Here is a 25,895-nt window from a genome sequence, read left to right as displayed (position 1 = left end):
GATGCCGCCGCGGCATCCGCCCCGCCGGCGCCGCCCTCTTCGCCGCCCGACGCGAGCCCGGGCCGCCCCACGATGGCCCTCGATGCCCCGCAGGATATCTCGCATCTGCACTGCGGCATTGCCCAGCCGCCCTACCCGGAACTGTCGCGCAAACGCGGCGAATCGGGCTCCGTGACGGTGAAGTTCATCGTGGGCTTGACGGGCCAGCCTGAGTCCGTGGAACTGAAAAGCAGCAGCGGACACAGCCGCCTCGACGAAGCGGCGCTGGCCGCCGTGCGCGATAGCAGCTGCCGGCCCTATCTCGAGAACGGCACGCCGCGCCGTGTGCCCACGTCCGTTCCTTTCGTATTCGCGCTGAACGACTAGCGCGGATATTCAACGAGGAATCTATTATGCAGAACTACGGTATTGCGCACTTCCTGACAGCCGGCGATTTCGTGACGCGCGGCATCGCGCTCGCACTGCTGGTCATGTCCGTGCTCTCATGGAGCGTGATGATCGTCAAAGGCTGGAACGTGATCCGGCTCAAGCGGCTGGCCCGCAGCGTCGAACAGGCCACCCGACATCTGGATGCCTTTACTGACAGCGCGAAGCCGGCGGAAAACCGTGCGGCAATGCTGCGTGGCAACCCGTTTCTCGCGCTCGCACTGGCGGGCAAGGAAGCGGCCGAGCATCATCGCCGGATGCAGCCGCTTCAGCGCGAGCGCGTGGACGTGTCGGACTGGATCACGCGCTGCCTGAAAGACACGATGGACGAAAGCATCGCCCATCTGCAGAGCGGACTCTCGATCCTCGCGTCGGTCGGCAGTACCGCGCCGTTCGTCGGGCTGCTCGGTACGGTATGGGGTATCTATCACGCGCTGCTGGCGATCGGCATGGCGGGCGAGTCGTCGATCGACCGGGTCGCGGGCCCGGTCGGCGAGGCGCTGATCATGACGGCGTTCGGCCTCTTTGTCGCAATTCCCGCCGTGCTGGGTTACAACGCGCTGACACGCGCCAACAAGGCGCTCGCCGGAAAGCTGAAGCGGTTCGCGCATGGGCTTCACGCGTACTGCGTGAGCGACCCGAGCCTGCCGGCCTCGGAACAGGGCGCCGGCCTGCGGCTCGCCACCGTCAACGACTGATCCCCGCCAGGTACGGAAATGGCACTCGCCGCTTTTACCGACGACGAAGACGACGGCCTGATGGCCGACATCAACATGACGCCGCTCGTCGACGTGATGCTGGTGCTGCTGATCGTCTTCATGGTGACGATCCCCGCGCTACGCCACGCGGTGAACATCGAACTGCCGCACGCCAGCAGCCGCCAGGAAGACACGAAGGCGGCGCAGATCGAGGTATCGATCGAGGCCGACGGCACCGTGTTATGGAACGGCCAGCCGGTCGGACCCGCTGCGCTGCGCGAGAAGATCGCCGCTGCCGCACGCGGGAATCCGCCGCCGGAACTGCATCTCGGTGCGGATCGCAAGGCCGCCTACGAATCCGTGGCACAGGTGATGTCCGCCGCTTATGCGGGTGGCCTGACCAGAATCGGCTTCGTTACCGAGCCGAAACGCTAGACCGCTGCGCGGTGCAACGTCTTTCGCGGTTTGCGCTCGCGCCTGAACTGGCGCTCGGGCTTCCAGCGGTTTCTTCGCTTACCTTATGATTCGCGGCCTGGTGGATGCGAGTTCGGCATTGCATTTCTCGACGGCCGGCATGCGTTGAACACGACACGCTTCGACGTATCGCGCGATAACGTGGCAACACCGGAGACAGTCTCAAGACTGCCAGTGCTCCTGGTTTAGCGCCCCGCGCATTCGTGATCGAACGACCGAAGCCGACTGCGGATTCAACCGGTCGCCGCGCTTCGCGAAAACCCCACCTGGACAGGTATGTCGCCGCTCTACTATGCTCACAAGATCGATGTGTGCGAACCCGGTTCTACGCCGCCGAATTTCTTTCGAATCTTTTGCTTGCCTGCGATGCGTGAAGACACGTCCGTTTCGCGTAGGGAATGTACGAAGAAGGAATACGCGCTCTTGCGCCTGCGCATCGCAACCGTTCGCCTCATGCGCGCGGATTCCGCAGTAGAAAGAGCGATCGCAACCGACTGGGTCAATGCCTGGGCGAGCGCGATCGGCAATCGCCACTTCCATGAATTCGTCAAGAGACACGCCGGATACCGGCTGAGACGCTGAGCCACGCGCCAGCCATGCCGGCGCGCGTAAAACACCATGAATCTGGCAACGGACCGATATAAACCGTATATACTGTTTATATCGTTTTCAACCAGGAGCCCAATATGGCCACAGTCACTGCACGCAAATCTACAAAGAAGACGTTTCATTTCCCTAAGTCGACCGATGCGGCAAAGGAACAACCCGAAGCGGCCGCACCCGCGAAAACCGTCCGCGCCAGCAAGACCAAGGCCGAGAAATCCAAGGCAGGCAACGCTGCCGCACCGACTCGTTCCGCAGCCGCAGCGCCTGCTCAGGACGCCGGCGGAAAGAGCAAAGTCAGGCATGCGAAGAAAGACAAGGTCGTTCGCGACAGCTTCACGATGCCCAAGGCCGACTATGAGCGAATCGCCCTGCTCAAGCGGAAATGCCTCGATGCCGGCGTCGCGGTCAAGAAGAGTGAACTGCTGCGCGCGGGATTGCAATTGCTCGAATCGGCTTCATCGAAACGGCTGCTTGCCGCAATTTCGGCACTCGATGCCGTCAAGACGGGACGGCCGGCACAGAGCGAGTAACAACGCATCCATTACGGTTAACGTGGGTGTCGATTGAAGCAGTTGATGCGGCGCGCGGTGCTCTGTACAAGATAAAACCCGCGCGTTCGCACCGAACCTGCTCGGCTGTTACGTGACTTATGCATCCGCTCAGTCGCATCCGCAGTACTGCGGAAAAGATGGCGAGGAACTCACTCCCGCCGAGATACGGCCATGTACGTCATGCGTATTTGCCGCTGCTGGAAGCGCCCTGCTCCCGGCACATCGACGGCCCCGGCTAGCGATACGCCGGGGCGCGTTGGCAACCGTATACGGTTTTAAGAGCTAGTTTCGCGATTGTGCCTGTGAGCAAGGTACTGCGCGCGATCTTGATCTTGCAGAGCCGGCAACCGTGCACACGGTTGCATATAAGAGTGAAGCGCTCTATCACGGCACTGACTTGCCGGCACAGTTCCGCCCGATGATGAAGGCGTGAGCGAAGCCTATCTGCACACTGACTGACGGCACCACAAAACGCCGGCTTTGCTGGATTGAATCAGCATTATCCCCTCTGTTCACACGCACCACGGCGTGCACTTCAGCGGAAGCACTTGCTAACGTTTCGTTGTCCGTTGGAAGTAGAAATCATCCTTCGCTCATTCCCTACCCCTGTGGTCGGTTGCCAGATTGGTAGCCCAAACAATTGCAGAGGAGTTCGGAATGTCGGATCAACAGGATTCGGACGGCGTGCGCATCGTGCTCAGTGCGCCACAGTTGGCCGCGATACTGGCTCGCCAGTCGATCAGTCAGTCGGAGATGTCGTTCAACCGGATCTGGGGCGGTCTTCAGATCGTCGGTGGCGTGCTGGAAATGGTCGGAGCCGGGACGCTCTGCGTGCTGCCGGAACCGACCATGGCGAGCAAGGCAGGATGTATCGCGTTCGGCGTGCATGGTTCGGATACGGCAGCGGCTGGCTTGCGGCAGGTCTGGACCGGCCTGGACACCGCTACATTGACATCGCGGGGCACGGCAAAGCTGGCCGAAGCGGTGAAAGTCAGTCCCGACATGGCGAACAATATCGGGTTGTCGATTGATATCGCTATGTCGGCAGGTGTAGCCGGATCGATCAAGGCCGTGCGTGCGTCCGAGATCACGATGGGCCGGATCAGATTGATGGAGCACGAAGCAAAGCCGGGTAGCCGGATTGGCGGACATACATTCGAGAAGCACGTAGGGCGCACTGAGGCACAGTTGCGGGAGAGATTGGTGCGTGAACCCAGGCGACAGGTCGTTTCGTCGTTTACTGATTTGCAAACGGCAGAGTGGGCTATTTCCAGGATCATGCAAGCCAACGCGGCCCGTATCACGACTTGGGCGAGAACTCATACTGGTTCTGTTCGACTGGAATTAACTGGCGATGCGGGCAAGAAGGTAGGGTATGGGGTTATTCGTAGGACCGGGGAGATGGTAAGTTTGAGCAAGGTTCAAATGTTTTTGATACGAAAGGAATATAACGGCATGCCATACTACATCCTTACCGCTTACCTGACGCCCTGAGCTTACTGTGAAAACCGAATCGGCCTACCCAAATCTGGATTTTTTGATTCATAGCTATTTCAATGAAGATTTTGACTTATGGGGCGACAACGTACCGGAAATTGTCTCGTGCTTCAAAAAAGAGAGCGACAAAGCCCTTCATAAATTAGTTATGGAAGAGATTGATCGTTTTAAATCAGACCATTCCGGCAATCTGAATGAAAATTTTGATGCAATATATGGTCTCTATGTCGATCCCGAACCATGGGGTTACACGATTGCGTCATTCCTTGACGAACTGAAGCGCCTACTGAGCGAGTAATCTAATTTTTGCCCGTGCGAAGGGTGGTTCGATGCCACATTCCCCCCGAACACGCGACGATATCCGCGGAAAAGCTGGATTCGCTCCCCAGAAAGACTTGATTCAGCGGTACCAGGAAGCGGCTCTCGAATTCCAGTCGTTCACGGCCGGCCTCGCCGACATCAGCGTCAGCGAGGCCGGGGCTCATTCCGAACGAATCGAACTGCTCGAAGTCAGGTGGCCTGAACGTCTTGTCGAAGTGGTAAGGAAAACCCATCCTCATCCGCTCGTACGGAATCGGCCCTATCTTGTGATGCAGGTTGAGCTCTTCAGGCCATACCCCGCGACGTCAGCTTCCCACGCCAAGCGCCTGCGGAACGTCGGCATGCCGATGCACCAGCTTTCCCGCGCCATCCACCCGACGGAACACATCAGTGACACGAATCCGCCTCTCTATCGGATGCCCCCTCCCCGACAACCGGACGGCCGCAATCTGATAGCCCGTCCAGAACGCCAACTCGTCGTCCACCGACTGCTGCAGAACCTCGAAGCGGCTCTTGCCGCCGGCCTCGAATACGGCTACGTCGCTGATGTAGCGTGCGCCAATCTCGGCCACGCCGAACACGCTGTCACCGCGCAGGATGTGAAGACTCGCGTCGCCGACCTTGGGCATGAGTCGGTCGAGCGGTGCGGGATCGCCGCTGACATGGGCTTCCACAGCCCTGATCCGAAACGCGAAGAATGAACCGAAATCGGAATGGCTCATCGCTGGTCTCCTTGTCAATGTCGAGCTTCGATCATAGCGATGAGGCCTGTCAGATTCTGTCAGCAGGGCGCGGTCGCCATGTCAGCCCGGGCGATGCGCCACGCCGCGAGCAGCGATTGCTTGCGGCGCGGGTATGCGCGCGACCTCGCTTGCGCATACCGTCACGAACAAGGTTGAAGCGGCCTACACCTACTGGAACAGCGCCGCCCGATGATGGAAGCGTGGGCGGCGCATGTTAAGTTGCAATCGTAGCAATACGGCCTGAACTCACAACGTGAGCAGCATATTGGTATGTTTTAGCATTATTTTCTCACCACGATGCAAATCACTATCGAAAAACTTTTAATGCAATACATTACTTGATCTTGTGACTACCTCTCTCCGCCAACTTCAATCTTCTTCCTGTTCAACTCAAAACTGCCATTGCAAATAGAAACATCCCCATCGCAAAAAGGAAACCGGTCCAGACACTAAAATATTGCCCAGCGAAGAGAGGCGCGGCAAAATAGTGACTAAGAATAATGAGAACCATATAGAAAGCCACGTGATTACAGGCGTGAGGAAAATTGGTAACGCGTAGACACCACACACTGACAAGGTTGGTTGACATCGACGGCATCGAACTCGTGTAGTCCACAGCACGTCATCGATCACCATACGGGCCTGCGTATTGAATCTCCCCGAACACCCCGCCGACACTAACACTTTGCTGCACGCCCTCGTTTGGGCCATGCATGAAAATCAAGGCGGGCGCAGTAGCGATTGCCTGTCAACGCCGATTGAATTCTGAGCCGACCGACGTGCGGCATGATCCTCGCCGATCTCGGCGCCGAAGTGATCAAGATCGAGCCGCCCGACGGCGACAGGACGCGCAAGCTGCCGGGCCTCGGGATCGGCTTTTTCCGCTCGTTCAATCGAAGCAAGAAAAGCGTCGTCATCGATCTCGGCACGCCGGAAGGCCGCGAAACCGCAGCCGAGCTGGCCGGGACCTGCGACGTGATGATCGAAAACTTCCGTCCCGGTCTGATGCACAGGATGGGGCTCGACTACGACACGCTGTCGGCGTGCAATTCGCGGCTGATCTATGTGTCGCACAAGGGCTTTTTGCCGGGGCCGTACGAGAAGCGCCTCGCGCTCGACGAAGTCGTGCAGATGATGGGCGGTCTCTCCTACATGACCGGTCCCGCCGGCCGGCCGCTGCGTGCGGGTACGTCGGTGAACGACATCATGGGCGGCATGTTTGGCGCGATCGGCGTACTGGCGGCGCTGCGCGAACGCGAATCGACGGGGCGCGGCCAGGAAGTGCAGAGCGCGCTGTTCGAGAACTGCGTGTTTCTGTCGTCGCAGCACATGCAGCAGTTCGCGATGACCGGCGAGCCGCCGCCGCCAATGCCGTCGCGCGTGTCGGCGTGGAGCGTCTACGACGTGTTCACGCTGGCGCACGGTGAGCAGCTGTTTATCGGCGCGGTCAGCGACAAGCAGTTCGTCACGCTGTGCGACGTGCTGCAATGCCCGCAACTCGCGCAGGAACCGCGCTTCGCCGACAACGCATTGCGCGTGGCCGTGCGTCCCGAACTGCTCGCCTGTCTCGGCGCGATCCTGAAGGATCACCGCGTCGACGAGCTTGCGCCGAAGCTTGAAGCGGCCGGCATTCCGTACGCGCCGATCGTGCGTCCCGACCAGTTGATGGACGATCCGCATCTGAAGGCGAGCGGCGGTCTCGTGCCGATGCAAACCGACGATGGCGGCACCACCGACGTCGTGCTGCTGCCGATCACGCTAGGTGGCCGCCGGCCGGGCGTGCGTCAGGCGCTCGCGCGAGTCGGCGAACACACGCAGGAGATTCTGTCGCGGCTGAAGGCGCGCGCGAGCGCATAGGCGCATCCGTGATGCATTCGTCAGACATGCCATCGCTTATAACATCAGGAGACACCATGCAGCAGACCGTTCCCGCGGGCGCCATCCCGCACGTTCCGCCGGCCGTTCGCGTCGGCGTTCAGCCCGGCGCGGAAATCTCGGCGCGCATGGATCGCCTGCCGGTCACGCGGCATCTGTGGATGCTCGTACTACTGATCTCGCTCGGCGGCTTCTTCGAGATCTACGATCTGATCTTCATCGGCTACATCGCGCCCGGCATGGCGAAAAGCGGCGTGCTCGCGACCACCACGCACACACTGTTCGGCTGGAACGGCATCGCGGGCTTCATCGCCGCGACCTTCTCCGGACTCTTCGTCGGCACGTTCTGCTTCGGCTGGCTGCCGGACCGCTTCGGCCGGCGCAGCGTGTTTACCGTCTCGCTACTCTGGTATTCGATCGGCTCGGCGATCATGGCCTTCCAGACCTCGCCCGAAGCGATGCTGTTCTGGCGCTTCGTGACCGGTATCGGCGTCGGCGTCGAGATCATCACGATCGACAGTTACGTGACCGAACTCGTGCCGCAACATATGCGAGGCCGCGCGATGGCGTTCAACCAGATGGTGATGTTCACCGCCGCGCCGATGGCCGCGATCCTGTCGTACTGGCTCGTACCGACCACCCTGTCCGGCATCGACGGCTGGCGGATCGTCGTGCTGGCGGGATCGGCGGGCGCGCTCGTCGTGTGGTTCATCCGGCGCACGGTGCCGGAAAGTCCGCGCTGGCTCGCCTCGCATGGACAGCCGCAACGCGCCGAAAAGATTGTCGCGCGGATCGAGACGATCGTGACGCAGCAGTCGCGCAAACCGTTGCCGCCGCCGCTGCCCGTCGTCGAGCAGCCCGGGCATCGCCGCGCGTCGTTCGCCGAACTGCTGCAGCCGCCGTATCGATCGCGTTTTCTGATGCTCGTCGTGTTCAACCTCTGTCAGGCGATCGGCTATTACGGCTTCGCGAACTGGGTGCCGACGCTGCTGATCGGTCAGGGCATCACGGTCACGAAGAGTCTGCTCTATTCGTTCATCATTGCGTTCGCGTTGCCGCTCGGGCCACTGCTGTCGATGCTCTACGCCGATCGCATCCAGCGAAAGTGGCTGATCGTCGGCGGCGCGCTGGTCGTGATCGCGTGCGGAATCGCGTTCGCGCAGACGCGCGAGGTGCCGTTGCTGATCGCGCTGGGCGTGTTGATCAGCTTCGCAGGACAGACGATCTCGGTGTGCTACCACGCCTACCAGGCCGAGCTGTTTCCGACGGCGATCCGCTGCCGCGCAAACGGGCTCGTCTACTCGGCGAGCCGCATCGGTGCCATGTTCTCGGGCTTCTTTATCGCGGCGCTGCTGCGCGATTTTGGCGTGGTGGGCGTATTCGCGGGCATCACGGGTTGCATGCTGGTGGTCGCGCTGTCGATTGGACTATTCGGTCCGCGCACCAATGGCATGCGTCTGGAAGAACTGAATCATTGACCGGATCGCAGAGCATAGGCCGTTCGCTGTTCTCGAGATCCGTGGGCCGTTGCCTGGAACCGCAAATGCTGCAACGTCCGGGTCCGGGATACAACGGACATACGCTTAGGATGGCGAATATCTCAAACTCGGCCATAGCCGATGTTCGGCGACAGGAATGGTGCGTCGGCTGCAGATTGGTTTGCTGCCATTCGCAAACCAGCGTCGGCGAATGGCACTTCTCACTGTCAATGAATGGGTCTTCGCGCCCCTGAGCCGCCGTTCGAGCCGCCAGATCTTCAACGGCAGTTATCGGCATGATCCGGCCGTCCAGGCCGGTCCCTCACGAGCAACCGTTCCGCTTTTGTGGACGTTTGTCGATTGACGGCAAGGCGATCGCTCAACACTCCAGGCTTATTGCTCAAACCCTGCGTGACGCAGCGCTTCCTCAGCTGCCTCGTGGTCTTGAACCGATGTTCCGCCAGAAACACCGATGCCCCCCACCAGACGCCCTTCGTGGAAGATCGGTACGCCACCGCCGACCGGCGTCAGGCGCGGATGGTGCGCCAGCGGGGCAACGGTGGGCTCGGCCATGTACTGATTCCATTGGTGCGTGGCCATACCGAACGACGCGGCCGTCCATGCCTTGTCGATAGCAACGTCGACGGTAAGGAACGGGGCGGTATCCGCGCGCTCGAAAGCGCGCAGGTGACCTCCGGCATCGGTCACGGCGATTGTCGCGGCAAACCCGCGCGCGGCGCAGGCGCGTCGCGCTTCTGCCAGTAATGCCTGCGCAGCTTCCAGGCTGATCGTTGTCGTGCTGATGATTTGCGATGTCATGTTTATGCTCGTTGTCAGAAGGGTTCAGCGATTGGCGACGACGACCTTGCCGATCATGTTGCCCGCCTCGACCAGCGCATGCGCCTCGATCAGACCTGCAGCGTTGATGCCGTCAATGCGTCGGGTCAGCGTGTGCTTGAGGCGGCCCAGATCGACCAGCTCCGCCGCGCGGCGCAGCAAGGCGTGTTGCCGTGCGAGGGTGTCGGTGGTGAACATCGCGCGGGTGAACATCAGCTCCCAGTGAATCGAGATGGATTTCCCCTTGAACGGCCCGATGTCCAGACCCGCCGGGTCGTCGATGAGTGCAAACTGGCCTTCCGGGCGCAGCACGGCGGCAATTTGCGGTACATAGGCGGCGCTGTTGTTCAGCCCGGCGACGTGGCTAACGTGCTCGATGCCGAGGGCGGCCAATTGGGGTGCCCAGTCCTGATGATGATCGAGGACGTAATGTGCGCCATGGGCCAGCACCCACTCGCGGGTTTCGGGCCGCGAGGCCGTGCCGATGACGGTCATGCCGGTCAACTCGCGCGCCAGTTGGGTCAGAATCGAGCCGACGCCGCCCGCCGCTCCAATGACGAGCAGCACGTTGTTGTCGGTCGGGTCCGCGGTCTGAACACGCAGACGGTCGAACAGCAGCTCCCACGCAGTGATGGTCGTCAGCGGCAACGACGCGGACGCGGCGAAGTCCAGTGAGGTCGGCATGGGTCCGACGATGCGTTCGTCTACGGCGTGCAGTTCGCTGTTGCTGCCGGGCCGCTTGATGTCACCCGCGTACCAGACACGGTCGCCTGTCTTGAAGCGGGTGACCAGCGGACCGGTCGCGCGGACGATTCCCGCCGCGTCCCAGCCGGCGATGCGCGCACCGCCTTCCGGAATATCTCCGCCGCGCCGGATTTTGGTATCGACCGGGTTGACCGATACCGCCTTCACTTCGACCAGCAGATCGTAGTCGCGCAGTTCCGGCGTCGGTAGCTCGATATCCTGCAGCGCCTGCGGGTGGCTGATGGGATGGTTCTGATAGAAGCCGATGGCTTTCATAAACGTGGTCTCCAAGGATGATTGAGACCATGTTATCTTTCGCCGATATACAGATAAATACCCGCCGAGCCCAAACAATTTCGGCATTTCAATGAAAATGATTCGACTCGATGACGTTCAGATCTTCGTGCACACGGTGGATTACGGCAGCTTCTCTGAGGCGGCACGCCAGCTGAATATCGCGCCCGCCCATGCGAGTGCGTCAGTTCAGCGGCTCGAAAAGGCATTGGACACGCGCCTGTTCACACGGTCCACGCGCAGCATGCAACTCTCGGAGGCCGGGGAGCGTTACCTGCCGCATGCGCGCGTCATGATTGGCGCGCTGGAGCAAGGCCAGCAGGCTCTCGCCAACGGCCGGGGGGCGCTGTCCGGGCCGCTGCGGCTGTCCGCGCCGTCTGACTTTGGTCGAAACCTGCTGTTACCGTGGCTGGATGAATTTCAGCACCGGCACCCTGGTATATCGCTGCACGTGAAAATAAGCGACCGTGCGGCCGACCTGATCCGCCAGCCGCTGGACGCAGTCGTGCGCTACGGAGCGCTGCCGGATTCGTCTCTTCTGGCCATGAAACTGGTCGACGACAATCGACGCGCATTGTGTGCCGCGCCGTCATACCTCGAACGGCATGGCGCACCGGCCAAAATTGAGGATCTGCGGCGACACAACTGCCTTCGGTACGTCTGGAGCGAGCAGATACATGAACGCTGGCGCTTTACCCCGCCTGGCGGCGAGCGCACCGTGGCCGTCACAGGCAATCGCATCAGCGACGATGCCGATGCAGTCCGTCGCTGGGCGGTAGCTGGGGAAGGTCTTGTCTACAAGTCGCGGCTAGACCTCATCGACGATCTGAAGGCAGGTCGACTGGTGCAGCTATTTCCCCCGGAGTATTGCGAGCCGGCGCCCCTACACCTGATTTGTGCACACCGTGCGCAACTGTCGCCGGCGATTGACGCGTTGCATGCTTTCTTGCGGGAGCGCTGCGCTGCATTGCTTGCCAGCCATCCATCGGGGAGCACTCGGGCTGTACTCGCGATTTAGACGGCCGCCTTCAGGACGCAACGGACGTCTGGATGTCCGAACCTCGGTGCCCGCGAAGGTCGTCTGCTGGCCGATTGTGCCCAGTCTGTTACGAAGTCACGAAGCGGCTACCCATACGCTCCGGATCGATGATCTATTTGCGTCGGCAAAGATGCATGTCTCCTCTCTGGTATGCACACCGCGCCTTGTTAGCGTCTTGTGAGCGATCGCCTTGTCGGCAAGTACCTCCGGATACTCACCATATTCCTCGGCCCAATCCTGAAACGTGGAGCGAAAACCGTGGACCGTGATGTCGGCATAACCCATACCATCAAGCAACTCCAGCATCGCCACATTCGATAGCGGAACGCCCTTTTTTGTCGCCCGGAAAAAGATAGCCGTACTTTGCTGTCTGCATCGCCTTCTTCACGAGCTCGCAGGCGGTATCGCGCAATGGCACACAGTGAGGAAGTCCCATCGCATTGCTATCAGGCAAGGAGACGGTCCACTGCGCTCGCGCCTGACTCGATCCATGATTGAGCCGCTTCGCCAGTGAAAGCCGTTGTCGATGAGGACAGGCAAGCCCAGACCATCTATGGGTAAAAATGAAGGCCAGAAAACAAAAACCCCGTAAGTCCTAAAACTTACGGGGTTTCGCCGCCATTTCTGGCGGAGACGGAGGCCGTGATCGGATGTTCCACCGCATACCGACGGATACCGATAAACCCAGCTGCCATAAGGCTTTGCTCGAAATTCAAGTCCATCAAGTGCTGGCAAATTCCGGCTCGTTCGCCTAAAATTTTGATGGTCGTTTTGTGGGTCGAAATGAGGCAAGACATGAGTCGGCAACTTCACAAATTGAACGCAGTTCGGGTTGCTCATACCACTCAAAAAGGGTATTACAGCGACGGGGGCGGACTCTATCTTCAGGTTACGACAGCTGGCGTCAAATCATGGGTGTTCCGGTACATGCGGGATGGTCAGGCCAGATTCATGGGGCTTGGCCCTCTCCACACCATCAGTCTGGCCGAGGCTCGGACACGCGCCCTCGAGTGCCGCAAGTCATTGATCGATGGCGCCGATCCTATCGATACTCGTCGCGCCGCCCAACTTGAAGCGCGAAACGCCAGGGCCAAGAGAAAAACTTTTGACGAATGCGCTGAGGCATATATCAAGACTCACCGCCCCGGCTGGAAGAACGCCAAGCATGCAGATCAGTGGACAAACACCCTCAAAACTTATGCATCACCGTTCTTCGGTAGACTCACCGTCGACCTGATTGATACAGATTTGGTGATGAAGGCACTCACTCCCATCTGGGGTAGCAAAACCGAGACCGCCGCTCGCGTGCGCAACCGCATCGAACTCATTCTCGACTGGGCCGCCGTGCATAAGTATAGGAAAGGCGAAAACCCTGCCAGGTGGAAAGGCCATCTGGACAAACTGCTTCCCAAGCGGTCAAAGGTGCAGAAAGTCGAACATCACCCCGCGCTTCCCTATCCAGAAATCGGTACATTCATCGCAAACCTGCGAAAACAGGCGGGCGATGGCGCGCGAGCACTCGAATTCCTCATCCTCACAGCAGGGCGAACCGGGGAGCTGATTTTTGCTGAGGCGAACGAATTCGATCTAACCGCTTCGTTATGGACAATTCCGGAAGGACGGATGAAAAAAGAGAAGGAACACCGCATACCTCTCCCGGCCCGAGCTATCGAAATCATCACGCCCTTCGTAGAAGACGCGCGTCAATGCGGACGACGTTATGTTATTCCAGGAGGGAAGCCTGCCAAACCACTTTCAAGTGCAGCAATGAGTGCCGTTTTGAAACGGATGGACATTCTGCCGACGTACGCTACCGTCCATGGATTTCGTTCCTCCTTCCGGGACTGGGCAGGAGAGACAACGCATCATCCGCGTGAGGTAATTGAAGCCGCGCTCTCGCATAAGCTACCGGACAAGGCCGAAGCGGCCTATGCACGCGGCGATCAATTTCTCAAGCGCACTTCATTGATGCAAGATTGGGCCGTCTACTGCGACACCATTCCACCACGCAAATCTCCACCCAACTCAGATGCAGCACAAGCGCCAAGGTAAGCCATAGATAACTGGATCGACAACCACAAACCTTTGATACGTCGATTTACACAGCATGATCTTCGGTCGACCATGAAGTCCCATATGCGGAAGCTAAGAATCAGCCGCGACGTCTCTGAGATGTGCCTGAATCACAAGCTCCCCGGCGTCGAAGGAATCTACGATCAATACACATACTACGGTGAACGACGCCTTGCCTTGGAACGATGGGCAACATTCATCGAAGACTGCCGACAATTAAAGGGGGAGCTTGCCGAGTCCACAACAGAGACAGATTGCGACGACACCGATCTTGATCTCATTGACGCGTTATCGGCTTGAGGGAGAGCATTCGGCTCGCCAACGAGGCGCCGGCCCAGGTAGTTGACGCGCCCACGATCATGGCGTTCGCCCACACCCCGAAACACTGCCCCGCCCCATGAGCTAAAGTCCCCCTACCACGCCGTTACGGGACGGCGAAGACCAAACTGACCGACACCGCCAAGAACATGAGCGATGCCGTGTCGAAGATCATCGGTGCGGTCACCAAGGCCGCACCGAAATGACCCGTGTGAGTTTACGTGTGACACACGAATGCTGCAACACCATCCCTGCATCAGCTCGTGTGATCGATCATGTGATCGATCAAAGTCCTTAGGCCATGCACGTGTGTAAGCCAGCAAAGGTCGTAGAAGGTCGAGTAGCGCAAGGGAATCGCACCCTCACGCTCTCACAGATCCGGACGTGAATCTCTCGATTCATCCGGCTCCTATCGTCCAACCGCAGCCTCGATGCTCCAGTGGGCAAACAACCCGGGTTGCCGGCACCTGATCCCCGACAACCACGCCCAGGCTCGCGCCGGACGCCTGGAGAGAGACTTGTATTTCCGCCGTGCCCAACGCACTAGTGCCGCATCGACATATCGCAGCACCTGCGCGAGGACCGATCGTGAGAACCGCCCGTAATACTGAATCCAGCCTCGCAGAATCGGACGAGTGTAATCGGCCAGGTCATGGAGCTCCAGATCAGAGCGACGCCACAGCCATTGGCGTCGCAATTCCTGACGCATCGCCTTGGCTGCCTTGTTGCTCACGGCCGGAGTGAACCCGACAGACAGCTTGCCCGTCCGGTTCATGACACTTCGCGGTCTGAACGTATAGCCCAGGAAGTCGAACTGGCAGGTTGGATAGTCCACAGGCCGATTGGCCTGCTTGCAGTACACGATCTTGGTTTTCTCTGGATGCAAGGCCAACTTGCACTTCGCGAGCCGCACCTCCAATTTCTGCCGGAGCAGCCGAGCTTGCTCTTCGCTCTTGCAGTGATAGATGGCATCGTCCGCGTAACGCTCGAATGGCACATCGGGGTGATGCTTTTGCATCCAGCGGTCGAGAGCATAATGGAGAAACAGATTGGCCAGCACCGGACTGACGACTCCACCTTGCGGTGTGCCTTTGTCCGGTTGCATCACGGTCCCGTTCGGCATTTGCACGGGTGCCTTGAGCCAGCGCTCAATATATAGCAGCACCCATGTGCAATCCGTATGGCGACGCACCGCTCGCATCATGAGTTCCCAATCGATACTGCCGAAGAAATTCTTGATGTCGAGGTCCAGCGCCCAGGCGTAGTCCCAACATCGCTGCCGGGCTACGTCAAGCGCCCGATGCGCGGAACGCCTAGGACGATATCCGTATGAATCGTCGTGAAACACCGGCTCCACGAGCAGTTCCAGATATCGCTTGACCACCGTCTGCGCGATGCGGTCCGAGATTGTTGGTATACCCAATGGCCTCGTGCCCGCACCCCCAGCCTTCGGTATGTCAACCCGCAGTACCGGTGGCGGCATGTAGCTGCCAGACGACATCCGATTCCAGATTCGATACAGATTGTTCTTCAGATCTGCGTCAAACTCCTGCATCGTCTGTTCATCCACGCCCGCCGCCCCGCGGTTGGCCTTCACCTGTTGGTATGCTTCCCACACCTCACGTTTGGAAATACTAAACGGCTTTGCTTTATCCATGCAGGTCCTCCCCTCGCGAGTTGCCCACAGCATAAAGCCAGACGATGACGCCCCTTCGGTCCGGTCCCATTACAGAACCTTCGTCCCTACTACGAGCGTCTCCGCCCCCGTGCCCCGCATCGGTACTCTCATCCTTGAGGAGTCTTTCCACTTGGATTTCTCCCTTCACATCGGGGCGACAGGTTCCCAAGTTCCTTACCAAAGCCTGAATCAAAGTCACGCCGCCTATGTGCCGGATGCCGATCGGGCCGTCAGCAGGCATCGCCCGATCTTGTCCCGGAGCAAGTGGGCTCTCCGGTTTCGACATCTTCTGGGACAATTTCGACACGTCTTCAGCGGTTCACTCACGTTCGTCTCTTCGATCCTTACCTGACAGAGTCGAACTCTGCCTTTTCCATCGACGCTCACCACGCGGACTCTTTACCCGCGCAGCTCGTGGTGGTTTGGAGCCTGCCCCTGCAGGCCGACTCCGAAGGGCCTTCCTTCATCTTCGGTAAAGCACCGCAAACATCGGTCATCTGATGCTCGCGTTCTTGGCACACCCCACTCGATTGTCAACAGGCGGGCGGGCCCCTTGTATGGGCGGCCGTTCCGCCGGTTCACATTGCCACGATACCGTCGCCGATACCGAAGAATACTGCCGGCACGTACCGCCTCTCTACGGACTGCAATGGAGAATCAGTGCCAACTTTGCTCAAAAAATCGCGAAGATGGCGCACCTCGACACGATCGGTGGTGACGACACCGCATCCGATACCGTCAGGCATTTTCCAACGCGGTCCTGACAAAGCCAGCCGGTGCCAAGACCACAATCAGAGAGACTGATCCCCCGGGTCGACGAAAGCAATTCGCTACGCACTGATTCTCTGGTCTGCGCTCGTATACTGCAGCGTGGGCGCGCAGAGATCGATATTCGCCGTTCTTATCGGCTTCTTCAACCTTCGCTCGGTGAAAGCTTCGAGAGCGCGATTTGTCCTTAGCCTGCTAAACGACCAACTGACCTAACCTACTTCAAACGCCATGCCCTCATCCCGCAGCGCGTCAGAGAGATAGTTGTCCAGCAACCATGCTGAAACGCCTCTGTACACCGTAGACCTCGCCACGAATTGCGCCGCTGGTAGGTTAAACGACAGGACCAGTTCCCCTGGTTGCTTTGAGCGACATCAGCAAGGTATGGATGGACATCACCGCTCCGCGATCGCGCCGCCGACGGCGGCCGGCTCAGCAAGTTCATCGCGCTCGAAACGTCCGTAGCGCAATGCCAGCGTCGGCAGCACGATCAGATTCAGCGCGGTAGAGGTAATCAGCCCGCCGAGGATCACGATCGCCATCGGCCCCTCGATCTCGTTGCCGGCCGCGCCGCTCGTCACGGCGAGCGGCAGCAGCGCCAGCGCGGTGACGAGCGCGGTCATCAGGATCGGGACAAGACGCTCGGACGCGCCGCGAACGGCGGTACCGGGGTTCCATGGCTGTCCTTCCACCTGTACGAGGTGAGCGTAGTGGCTGATCAGCATGATCGAGTTGCGCAGGGAAATGCCGAACAGTGTAACGAACCCCACCATGCTGCCGAGCGACAGGTTCGCGCCCGTCGACACCACACCCAGCACGCCCCCGACAAGCGCAAAAGGCAGGTTGGCCATGACCAGCAGCACGCCCCTGCGGCTCTTGAGAGCCAGGAACAGCAGCAGCGCAATGCCGACGAGCGACATCGCGCCGTAGACCAGCAAGTCATGCTGCGACTGGGCGCGCGCTTCGCTTTCGCCCGCGAATACCGCGTACGTGCCAGGCGGCATGCTGACTTCATGGCGGATGCGCGCCTGTGCGTCCCAGACGAAATCGCTCACGCGCCGACTGCCGAGATTGACCGACACCGTCTGCATGCGCCGCCCACCGTCGTGGGTGATCTGATAGCGGCCCGAGACCTGGCGAATCGTCGCGAGATCGCGCAGCGGCACGGCGAGTCCGTCCGGATTGCGCATCATCAGCGCCCCGACACTGTCCAGTGTCGCTCGATCCTGAGATGCCAGCACCGCAACCACGTCGTATGTGCGGCTACCGCGATAGATCTGTGAGACCGTCGTGCCCTGATACGCGGACTGGATCGCGTCGAGCACCTCCACCGGCCTGAAACCGTAGCGGTTCAACTGATCGAGCTTGAGCTTCACATCCAGTTCCGGAATCCCGGGCGGCGATTCCACCCGCACGCTTGCCGCGCCCCGAACCGACCCGAGCACGCGTGCGATCTCCTGGGCCTTGCGATCGATCACATCCAGATCGTCGCCGAACACGTTGACCACGACCGGGGCGGTCACACCTGAAATCGTCTCGTCGATGCGTTCGACCAGAAACGTGTTGACGGACGTGGTGAGCCCGGGGAAGCGCGCCAGTGCCTGATTGATGCGATAGAGCGCCCAGCTCTGGTCCGATGCGCTCATCGGCTTCAGATCGACCTCGAACTCGGAGAGCTGCACACCCACAGGATCGACAACCTCGTTGGCGCGACCCGCGCGTTGAGCGACCAGGCGAACGCCCGGGACCTCCATCAGCGCATGCGAAACCTGCGTGCCGATACGCATCGACTCGGCGAGCGACGTGCCGGGAGCCAGGCCCATATGGACGATGAAGTGGCCCTCGCGCAGTTCCGGAATGAAGTTGCCGCTCATGAACGGCACCGAAGCAAGCGCCGCGACGCACATCAGTGCGACGACGACCATGACCGTTTTCACGCGCTGCTCCACTTTCACCAGCATTGCCACGTACCCGGCCTTCATGCGCGCGATCAGCCGTGGTTCGCGTTCCGGCAATGGGCCGCGCACCAGCAGCGCGAGCGCCATCGCGGGCGTGAGCGTCAGCGCCACGCAGAGTGACGCGAGCACGGCGAGGATATAGGCGATGCCGAGCGGCGCGAACAGCTTGCCGGCGACGCCTGAAAGCGTCAGCACGGGCAGAAAGATCAGCATCACGATGAAGGTGGCGAACACCACGGCGCTGCGGACTTCGAGCGACGCACGCAACACCACGCGAAACGCGGGCAGCGGCTTCGGCAAGCCGCGGTTCTCCCGCAAGCGGCGGTAGATGTTTTCCACATCGATGATCGCGTCATCGACGACCTCGCCCAGCGCAATCGCAAGACCGCCGAGCGTCATGGTGTTCAGGCTCACGCCGAACGAGGTCAGCACGATGATGGCAACGAGCAGCGAAAGCGGAATAGCCACCGCGGAGATCACCGCGGTGCGTACGTTGAGGAGAAACAGGAAAAGGACGGCAATCACCAGCGCCGCGCCGACGAACAGCGCCGCGCGCAGATGACTGATCGATGCATCGATGAAGTTCGCCGGCCGGAACACATCGGCGTTCACGTCCACCCCCTCTTTCTGGAGCACCGGCTGCAGCGCCGACAGGGTTTTCTCGATGTGCTTCGTCACCGCCATCGTGTTGGTGCCGTACTGACTCTCCAGCACCAGCATCACGCCGGGCTGCCCCATGATCGAGGCCGCGCCCATCGCGGGCGCCGCACCCCAGTTCACCGTTGCGACATCGCCGAGTCGAACGGCGGCGCCATTGCTCCAGTGCAGGACGATCGCGGCGAGCTTGTCGGGTGTCGTGATCTGGCCGTCGGCGTTGACGGCGATGCGCTGGTTATCGTTCTCGATGAAGCCCGCGCCGCGCACGCCGGTCGATACGCGCGCCGCGGCCAATACGTCCTGCATCGTGAGGCCGTAGCGCATCAGCTTGGCGGAATCAACCTGAATCTGAAGCTGACGCGTCTGTCCGCCGAAGACGATGGCGTCCGCCACGCCTGGCACGCTGAGCAACTGCGGCCTGATGGTCCACTGCGCGATGTCGTACAGCCCCATCAGGGAATGCTTCTTCGAGGTGAGTCCAATCGTGCGTACCACGCTGGTCGTGGTGGTGAGCGGCAGCAGCTTCGGCGGCATGACGCCCGCAGGCAGGCTCGCCGCGAGCGCGCTCACCCGCTCGGAGACCAGCTGGCGGATCTGCATCACGTTCGCATGGTCGTCGAATACGAGCGTAATGGCGGACAGGCCCTGCATCGATCTGGAGCGCATCGACTGCAGTCCGACCATACCGCCGAGGCCGTTCTCGATCGGCTGCGTCACGAGCGTCTCGACTTGCTCGCTGGTGAGGCCGGGCGCCTCGGTCTGCACAATGCTCATGGGCGGAGCAAACTCCGGAAACACATCGAGCTTCGCGCGGGTGAGCGAATAGAGACCGTAGCCGGCCATGATAACGGCCAGCGCATAGATCACGCCGCGAAAGCGCAGCGAGAACCGGATAATTGCGTTAAGCATGAGCAGTCGGTGGGTTCGTATCGTGCCAGGCGAGATGACGGATCAGTCGTCGCACTCGGGCGGGTCCTTGCAGGCCGTCCTGATGCCGCGAGGCTTCTGTTCCTCGGAAAGCAGCAGTTGGGCGCCTTGAGTGACGACGCGGTCCCCGGCATGAAACCCGGCGTTCACGAGAAAGCCCTGATCGCTCTCGTCGCCTGCCGGCACATAGCGCCGCGCGAAGTGATCCTGTGCCGTCTGCACGTAGGCCCATGGCTGCCCGCCGTACCAGATGACGGCTGCATTGGGCACGACGAGCCGCTGCGAGGCGGCCGCTGAAGTCGGGACGTGCGCGCTCGTGCGGGTGCCGACGGGCAGTGCGCGGTCCACCGCGTAAAACCACGGAATGCCCTGCACCGACGGGTCGGCGAGCGGCGATGCGGAAAGCTTCGTTGCAGCGAGCGCCTGTCCGTTCGGCGTGTCGACCGTGATACGTTCCGGCGCCGCGCCCTTGAATCCCGCGGGCAGCGTCACACGCAGCACGGCCGTGCTGCCCGACAGCAGCCGCTGGAACAGCGCCGACGAAGCGTCTGTCGACGCGCGCGTGAGCGCATCACCGAATTGCTCGCGCATCGTTGCTTCCAGCCCGCTGACTGCCGCCCTGGCTGATTTCAGCTTCGCCTGATCCGCCTGCATCGCTGTGCGCGCATCCTGCAGGCTTTTCTGGGAGACGTTGCGGTCGTCCTCGAACAGCACGTTGCTGCGTTCATACTGCGTATGGGAATTGCCGGCTTGGGCGGTGAGCGCATCGAGATCAGCGCGTGCGGCGGCCAGCCGGTTGCGCAGATCGAAGAGCGGCTGCAGATCGACCACCGTTGCCCATGCGGTGCTGTCCGGCTGCACCGTGGCGAGCGCGAGCGGCGCAACCTCGATGTGGCTCGCGCGTTGAACCTCGGGGCTGACGGTCACCACGGTTTCGCCGTTGACGGTCTGAACATCCGGCTGGGGCGCCGCCTGCGCAGTCGCAGGCGTTGCCGCTGGCTGGGCGCCAAGCGCCGCATGGATGTACCAGCCCGCGCCGACGGCCAGCGCGATGGTGACGACGCCGAAGAAGAGCAACCGGTATTTCATCGCCGTGATTCCTGTTCGGTCAGAGATTCGCTCGCCGGCTCGGGTTCGAGGGGCCGCTGCATGGCATCCTCGAGCGCGTCGGCCGCCTGTCGCGCGGCGACGACGGCATCCAGGTGCGTCATCTCGTTCGCCTCGTAGTCGGCTTTCGCCTGCGTGAGCGTCAGACGGTCGGTGTCGCCGGCGGCAAAGCCCGCCGCCTGACTGTCGAGCTGATGTCGCGCGGTCGTGAGGTGCCGGGCGGAGAGCTGCACCGCGTCAAGGCTCGCCCGATAGCGCGCGAGGGCATGATCCAGATCGCCGAGGATCGCGTCCTGCAGGGCGGCCGTACGGGCCGCCGCTTCCTTGCGCTTGGCCTCGGCCTGCGCGATGTTCCCCTGGTTCTGGTCGAAAATCGGCAAGGTGATGCCGGCAATCCCGAAGCCGATCTTGTGCGTGCCGGTGTCGTACGTGTAGCCGGGGCCGAGGTGAATGTCGGGATACTGCCTGGCCACTTCGAGTTGCAGCGCCGATTCGGCGGCAGCATAGTCAGCGAGCGACGCCAGGAGATCGGCGCGATGAAAAATGGCGTCGCGCCGTGCTTCAGCGGCCGGCGGAGCGGCCGGCGCGGTACCCAACTCGTCGAGGTCGAACTGGACGCCGTCGAGCGCGGACACCGGCACCCCGATCGCCGACGCCAACTGCGCGAGCGCATCCTGCCGGGCGCTTTGGGCCGCGGCCAAATCAGCCTGAGCCTGCGTCGCCACGAGGACGACTGCGTCGACGTCCGGTCCCGAGTTCTCGCCGACCGAGCGTCGCTTTCCGACCATCCGGACGACCTGCTCCAGCGCCTGTGCCTTGCGCGACAGGAATTCAGCGCGTACGCGCGCGGCATACAGCGCGAGCAGCGCATCGCGGACCTGGCCACGGACTTTCCACGCTTCGTTGCCGATCGTCAGACGCGCGGATTCCGACAGATGCGAGGCCTGATCGACTCGGTAACCGCGTTTTCCCGCGGTCTCGATCGGAATGTCGAGGGCGGGACCCCAGATGAACGGCGCCCCCGGTCCGGGATTGGGTGTCGCGAACTGGAACGGCAACTGCAGTACCGGGTTCGGAATGGCATCGGCGACCTGCACGCCGGCTTTCGCGGTGCCCCATTGGGCGCGCGCGACGTCGAGCGCCGGACTGTAGTGCCAGGCCGCCAGCGTGAGCATCTGCCGGTTCCAGCGGGCGACGGGCCACGGCTGGATCTCGTGACCGAGCGCCTTCGCAAGAAATGCGCGCAGGTCATCGCTCGCGAGCGAGCGTTGCTCGAACTGGCGGGCCAGTTGGGCGGGCGCGATCGGCTGTGCGTGATAGGTCGCACAGCCGGCCAGCAGTGTTAGGACAATGAGTATTGCTCGGCGCATTCCTGCATCCATGGGTCTTGCCGCCGTGTGCTTTGGGCAGCTTCAGACCCGGATGCTACGCAACCGGTTGTGAAATTTTCGTCAACAGGGTGGCGGATCAGCCTTCGAGGCCCGCCAGGGGCAGGCTCAGCGACACGCGAGTGCCCTGGCGCTCCGCGCTTTCGAGCTGGATCGCCCAGCCGTAGCGGTCGCAGATCTTCTTGACGATCGACAGGCCAATCCCGAAACCCTGCGGTTCAGTCTGCCCCTGCGCGGCACGGTAGAACCGGTCGAAGACGTGCGGCAACGCTTCTTCGGAAATGCCCGCGCCGGTGTCTTCGATGTGTAGCCAGCCGTCCGCGTACGAAAAGCGTATGCACCCCCGATCGGTGTAGCGCCCGGCATTGTCGATCAGGTTCGACAGTACGATCGCCAGAGCGGAAGGGTTTGCATTGACCTGAATGCGGCTGTCGACGTCGTTTATCGTATACACGCCGCTGCTCACAAAGCGATCCGCAAACGGCGTCAGCATGGTCCCGATCATGTGCGCGAGTTCGACCGGCTCGATGCGCTGGGTGGAATCGTCGCGGGCGAGCATCAGCAGCGCATTGACGAGCTCGTGCATGCCGTCCGCCGCGCGGTTGATCTGCGCAAGCCGGGCGCGCGACTTACCGCCGATGGCGGGGTCCTGTTCGAGCAACTCGCAGCTGGTCTTGACCGCGGTAAGCGGCGTGCGCAGCTCGTGGCTGACGTTGCCGGTGAAATCCTTCTCGCGCGCGATCATGTCGGCCATGCGCCGATGGTAGTCGTTGAAGGCTTCGACCAGTCCGGCGATCTCGGCTTCGTCATATCCGCCGGGATCGATCGAGCCGGTGCCTTCATGGCGGAGCCCCTTGACCTGACGCGCCAGGCTGGCGACCTGGCGCACCAGCATTCCTGAAACGCCGAACGAAAGCCAGACCGTCAGCAGCGCGAACACGCCCGTGCCGGCCATGAGCGCGTCGATCACCTCCTTGAAATGCGTTTCGTAGATGCTGAAGTCGTAGATGCGGTAGAGCCGTGTGCCCTGGAAAGAGACGATTGCAACGTGGATCTCCTGGCCCCCGACGATGATCTCGTGCGTTCCGGCGGGCAGGCTCGCGACACTCGATGGCAGACTGAGCCGAAACTTGTCCGCCGGCGAGACATAGCCTTGCAAGTGCTCGTCGAACGGCGGCAGCAGCGACGGATTCGCCTGGTAGCTTCGCAGCACGCTGACCACGTCATCACGGATCAACGCGGCGATGAGCTTCTCTTCCTGCGCTTCCGCAAGCACCCTGACGCCCAGCGCCTGCGCGACGAGCAGGATGATCGTGAGCGCCGAGAACACCAGCGCGACCTTGAAGCGGAGGCTACGTCGCATCGGTGTCACGCGCGACGAGCCGGTAGCCGAGCCCGTGGACGGTTTCGATCAGCTCCGCTTCGCCTTGCCGCGTCAATGCCTTGCGCAGGGTATAGATGTGGGCGCGCAGCGTGTCGCTGTCGGGCAGCTCGTCGCCCCAGACCTCCATTTCGAGCTCGGTTCGGCCGAATACGCGCCCCGGCGCTTGCATCAGGATACGCAGCAGCTGCAGATCTTTCGGCTGCAACTTGACGATCCGTCCGCCGCGCTCGACCGTGAGCGTCGTCAGATCGAGCCGCACATCGCCGAAGCGAAGTTCCTGCGTGGCGACCTCGCCCCAGTAGCGCTTGATCAGCGCGCCGAGCCGGGCGCCCACCTCGCGCAGCGAAAAAGGTTTGACCAGATAGTCATCGGCGCCATGCACGAAGCCGGCGAGCTTGTCGTCGAGCGCATCCCTTGCGGTGAGCATCAGCACCGGCGTATCCCGGTGCGCTTCTTCGCGCAGCTTGCGGCACAGCGTCAGTCCATCCATGCGCGGCAGTGACAGATCGAGCAGGATCGCGTCCCACGAGTCGGCCATGGCCATCTCCAGCCCCGTCTGGCCATTGGAGGCGAGATCGACCTCGAATCCGTTCGCTTCGAGGTAGTCGTACAGATTCGCCGCAATCGCCGGATCGTCCTCGACAATGAGCACCTTCATCGAATTACCGTCTGTCAGAATTTTTGCCAGGAAGCCAAAGCGCGGGCGGGCCTTGTCCGCGAAACCGCGGCATCGTCGCGCTCTTCCGGTGCCCGGTGAAACTTGTGAACGGGAAGGTGCGTTTCGAATGCGGAGCTTCATAGTCTACCCAAGTTCAGTTCGAGCGAATCTGGCGTGGCCTTTTGGAGCCACGATGTGACCGAACCGAATCCAGGAAGCGCGGTTACACCCGTTGGTCTGCTGCGGACATTCCCCGCGGTCTGGGACGTCTGTCGACACGAGGCCTTCTGGCGTTTGTAAAGCTGAAACAACAGGCATAAGCGCTCTCGCCGATCTACAGTTCGCGTTCGCACTGTGCAAATTTGAATGGCCGCAACCTGATTGAAGGCGACGCATGAATGTCTGATCAGCAGCGGAAACGAATGTCGCTTCATGGCCGCTTGTACGCGTTCACCCTCTGCACCGGAAGCCGCCATTCGAAAGCATCGGACCTTTGCCAGTGGCAGTTTTGGGGTGCCCTATCCCAGCAGGTGCAACCGGCCAACTAAGGACGTTCGCCCACGCGTTCACCCGGACGTTCGAACGTCGGCTTCTCCTGGACAACCGACCTTCGTATCCAGGTCGCGTCGGCCACGTCGTCAGCCATGGCACTCTCTTGGCCCCTCAACGCATCGACGCCCAACGGAGTTGCCATATAGGGCCACAAGCTTTCGACAGCCGACAAATCTCCGCGAACCGCGACTGTGGGCGTCGCAGGACGGCAACGCACGGACCGACAATGTGCTGATGCGTCTTCCGATGCCTACAAAGAATCGACTGTAATAGCCAGCGCAGTTCGCAGGCCTTTACCGGACCGCGCAGTCAACACTCGATGACACGCCCCCTGCGACCCGGCCAGACGGTGATGCGCGTCATTGGTCTTGCTAGGCTTATGCTGCACACGCCATGTCGCCATCAAGCCGACAGGTATGTTGACGCGCTCCTCCGGACATCGCGTCCGGAGCGGCTACTCCCCGAAGAGTGCGGCGACTATAAAAGCACACCGCTTGATCGCACTACCCAATTTTAGTATACCCCCCTACCCTATAAATGCTACACTCCACCCGAAAACGGGAGAACGGACATGAGCCATACGATCCGCGAAAAGCAGAAGCTGCTTAACCGCATCCGCCGAATCAAGGGGCAGGTAGAAGCGATCGAAAGAGCGCTCGAGGAAGAGCGCGGCTGCATGGAGGTACTGCAGCAGGTCACGAGCTGTCGCGGCGCCATGAACGGCCTGCTCGCCGTCGTGCTTGAGGACCACATTCGCACCCACCTGGTCGATGCAGAACCGGCTGACGAGCATGGCAGCGGGACAGAGCAATTAATCGAAGTGGTCCACAGCTACTTCAAGTGA

General features: G+C 61.2%; 23 protein-coding genes and 2 pseudogenes. 13 read left to right on the top strand and 12 right to left on the bottom strand.

The window, feature by feature from the left end:
• From GXB81_RS19775 to GXB81_RS19745, 7 genes are all read left to right on the top strand, one after another.
• Positions 1-366: energy transducer TonB (locus GXB81_RS19775; protein WP_205990127.1), on the top strand; the 366-nt coding region annotated here is incomplete at its 5' end.
• A 26-nt stretch (positions 367-392) separates the two neighbouring features.
• The gene (locus GXB81_RS19770) at positions 393-1,124 is read left to right on the top strand and encodes a MotA/TolQ/ExbB proton channel family protein (RefSeq protein ID WP_167284253.1); all 732 of its coding nucleotides are present in this window, start codon (positions 393-395) and stop codon (positions 1,122-1,124) included.
• An 18-nt stretch (positions 1,125-1,142) separates the two neighbouring features.
• Positions 1,143-1,559, top strand: a complete 417-nt coding sequence (locus GXB81_RS19765) for a biopolymer transporter ExbD (RefSeq protein WP_205990126.1) — start codon at positions 1,143-1,145, stop codon at positions 1,557-1,559.
• 315 nt (positions 1,560-1,874) lie between these two features.
• A complete protein-coding gene (locus GXB81_RS19760; RefSeq protein WP_167045060.1) occupies positions 1,875-2,180 on the top strand; it encodes a hypothetical protein in 306 nt (101 codons plus the stop codon).
• 104 nt (positions 2,181-2,284) lie between these two features.
• Positions 2,285-2,734 carry a hypothetical protein gene (locus GXB81_RS19755; RefSeq protein WP_167284255.1) on the top strand — a complete coding sequence of 150 codons (450 nt, stop codon included), beginning with the start codon at positions 2,285-2,287 and terminating at the stop codon, positions 2,732-2,734.
• Positions 2,735-3,412: 678 nt separating this feature from the next.
• Positions 3,413-4,249 carry an RNase A-like domain-containing protein gene (locus GXB81_RS19750; RefSeq protein ID WP_205990125.1) on the top strand — a complete coding sequence of 279 codons (837 nt, stop codon included), beginning with the start codon at positions 3,413-3,415 and terminating at the stop codon, positions 4,247-4,249.
• A gap of 7 nt (positions 4,250-4,256) precedes the next feature.
• Complete coding sequence (locus tag GXB81_RS19745; protein ID WP_205990124.1) at positions 4,257-4,550, top strand: contact-dependent growth inhibition system immunity protein; 294 nt, start codon at positions 4,257-4,259, stop codon at positions 4,548-4,550.
• A 1-nt stretch (position 4,551) separates the two neighbouring features.
• Here the strand turns inward: GXB81_RS19745 and GXB81_RS19740 are convergent, their stop codons facing one another.
• Together GXB81_RS19740 and GXB81_RS19735 are read right to left on the bottom strand one after the other, a co-directional pair.
• A complete protein-coding gene (locus tag GXB81_RS19740; protein WP_167045048.1) occupies positions 4,552-4,806 on the bottom strand; it encodes a hypothetical protein in 255 nt (84 codons plus the stop codon).
• A gap of 72 nt (positions 4,807-4,878) precedes the next feature.
• On the bottom strand, positions 4,879-5,295 hold the full coding sequence (locus tag GXB81_RS19735) for a nuclear transport factor 2 family protein (protein WP_167045045.1): 417 nt from the start codon (positions 5,293-5,295) through the stop codon (positions 4,879-4,881).
• A gap of 795 nt (positions 5,296-6,090) precedes the next feature.
• Between GXB81_RS19735 and GXB81_RS19730 the strand changes: the two are divergent.
• Positions 6,091-7,173 (top strand): annotated as a pseudogene (locus tag GXB81_RS19730) (CaiB/BaiF CoA-transferase family protein); the annotation flags it as partial.
• Between the two features lie 56 nt (positions 7,174-7,229).
• On the top strand, positions 7,230-8,669 hold the full coding sequence (locus GXB81_RS19725) for an MFS transporter (protein WP_205990122.1): 1,440 nt from the start codon (positions 7,230-7,232) through the stop codon (positions 8,667-8,669).
• Between the two features lie 393 nt (positions 8,670-9,062).
• Here GXB81_RS19725 and GXB81_RS19720 read toward each other — a convergent pair whose 3' ends face one another.
• Positions 9,063-9,488 carry a heme-binding protein gene (locus tag GXB81_RS19720; RefSeq protein WP_167045036.1) on the bottom strand — a complete coding sequence of 142 codons (426 nt, stop codon included), beginning with the start codon at positions 9,486-9,488 and terminating at the stop codon, positions 9,063-9,065.
• A 24-nt stretch (positions 9,489-9,512) separates the two neighbouring features.
• Positions 9,513-10,526: a zinc-binding alcohol dehydrogenase family protein gene (locus GXB81_RS19715; RefSeq protein WP_205990121.1), complete on the bottom strand. Its 1,014-nt coding sequence runs from the start codon at positions 10,524-10,526 to the stop codon at positions 9,513-9,515.
• Positions 10,527-10,623: 97 nt separating this feature from the next.
• Between GXB81_RS19715 and GXB81_RS19710 the strand changes: the two genes are divergently transcribed.
• Positions 10,624-11,562 carry a LysR family transcriptional regulator gene (locus tag GXB81_RS19710; RefSeq protein WP_167045368.1) on the top strand — a complete coding sequence of 313 codons (939 nt, stop codon included), beginning with the start codon at positions 10,624-10,626 and terminating at the stop codon, positions 11,560-11,562.
• Between the two features lie 310 nt (positions 11,563-11,872).
• Here GXB81_RS19710 and GXB81_RS19705 read toward each other — a convergent pair whose 3' ends face one another.
• A complete protein-coding gene (locus tag GXB81_RS19705; protein ID WP_205990120.1) occupies positions 11,873-12,037 on the bottom strand; it encodes a hypothetical protein in 165 nt (54 codons plus the stop codon).
• Between the two features lie 341 nt (positions 12,038-12,378).
• Here GXB81_RS19705 and GXB81_RS19700 point away from each other — a divergent pair, with 341 nt between their 5' ends.
• Both GXB81_RS19700 and GXB81_RS31505 read left to right on the top strand, forming a co-directional pair.
• Positions 12,379-13,635, top strand: coding sequence for a site-specific integrase (locus GXB81_RS19700; protein WP_205990119.1), 1,257 nt, complete (start codon positions 12,379-12,381; stop codon positions 13,633-13,635).
• Positions 13,636-13,956 (top strand): annotated as a pseudogene (locus tag GXB81_RS31505) (integrase); the annotation flags it as partial.
• Positions 13,957-14,383: 427 nt separating this feature from the next.
• On the opposite strand, the gene ltrA reads toward GXB81_RS31505, so the two are convergent.
• From ltrA to GXB81_RS19665, 7 genes are all read right to left on the bottom strand, one after another.
• Positions 14,384-15,631, bottom strand: a complete 1,248-nt coding sequence (ltrA, locus tag GXB81_RS19695; RefSeq protein WP_205990118.1) for a group II intron reverse transcriptase/maturase — start codon at positions 15,629-15,631, stop codon at positions 14,384-14,386.
• Positions 15,632-16,230: 599 nt separating this feature from the next.
• On the bottom strand, positions 16,231-16,398 hold the full coding sequence (locus GXB81_RS19690; protein ID WP_205990117.1) for a hypothetical protein: 168 nt from the start codon (positions 16,396-16,398) through the stop codon (positions 16,231-16,233).
• Positions 16,399-16,815: 417 nt separating this feature from the next.
• Positions 16,816-19,944 (bottom strand): efflux RND transporter permease subunit, encoded by a 3,129-nt coding sequence (locus GXB81_RS19685; RefSeq protein WP_205990116.1) that lies wholly within the window; start codon positions 19,942-19,944, stop codon positions 16,816-16,818.
• A gap of 42 nt (positions 19,945-19,986) precedes the next feature.
• A complete protein-coding gene (locus GXB81_RS19680; RefSeq protein ID WP_205990115.1) occupies positions 19,987-21,051 on the bottom strand; it encodes a metal transporter in 1,065 nt (354 codons plus the stop codon).
• The gene (locus GXB81_RS19675) at positions 21,048-22,439 is read right to left on the bottom strand and encodes a TolC family protein (RefSeq protein WP_205990114.1); all 1,392 of its coding nucleotides are present in this window, start codon (positions 22,437-22,439) and stop codon (positions 21,048-21,050) included. Before GXB81_RS19675 ends, GXB81_RS19680 begins: the two co-directional genes overlap by 4 nt.
• A 97-nt stretch (positions 22,440-22,536) precedes the next feature.
• Entirely contained in the window at positions 22,537-23,820 is a 1,284-nt protein-coding gene (locus tag GXB81_RS19670) for a HAMP domain-containing sensor histidine kinase (RefSeq protein ID WP_205990113.1), read from the bottom strand.
• Positions 23,810-24,499, bottom strand: a complete 690-nt coding sequence (locus GXB81_RS19665; RefSeq protein ID WP_205990128.1) for a response regulator transcription factor — start codon at positions 24,497-24,499, stop codon at positions 23,810-23,812. Before GXB81_RS19665 ends, GXB81_RS19670 begins: the two co-directional genes overlap by 11 nt.
• Positions 24,500-25,622: 1,123 nt before the next feature.
• Between GXB81_RS19665 and GXB81_RS19660 the strand changes: the two genes are divergently transcribed.
• Positions 25,623-25,895 carry a metal/formaldehyde-sensitive transcriptional repressor gene (locus GXB81_RS19660; protein ID WP_205990112.1) on the top strand — a complete coding sequence of 91 codons (273 nt, stop codon included), beginning with the start codon at positions 25,623-25,625 and terminating at the stop codon, positions 25,893-25,895.

It is taken from the genome of Paraburkholderia sp. Ac-20336 (assembly GCF_017105025.1).
Lineage (GTDB): Bacteria > Pseudomonadota > Gammaproteobacteria > Burkholderiales > Burkholderiaceae > Paraburkholderia.
This window is presented reverse-complemented; position numbering and strand designations above follow the sequence as displayed.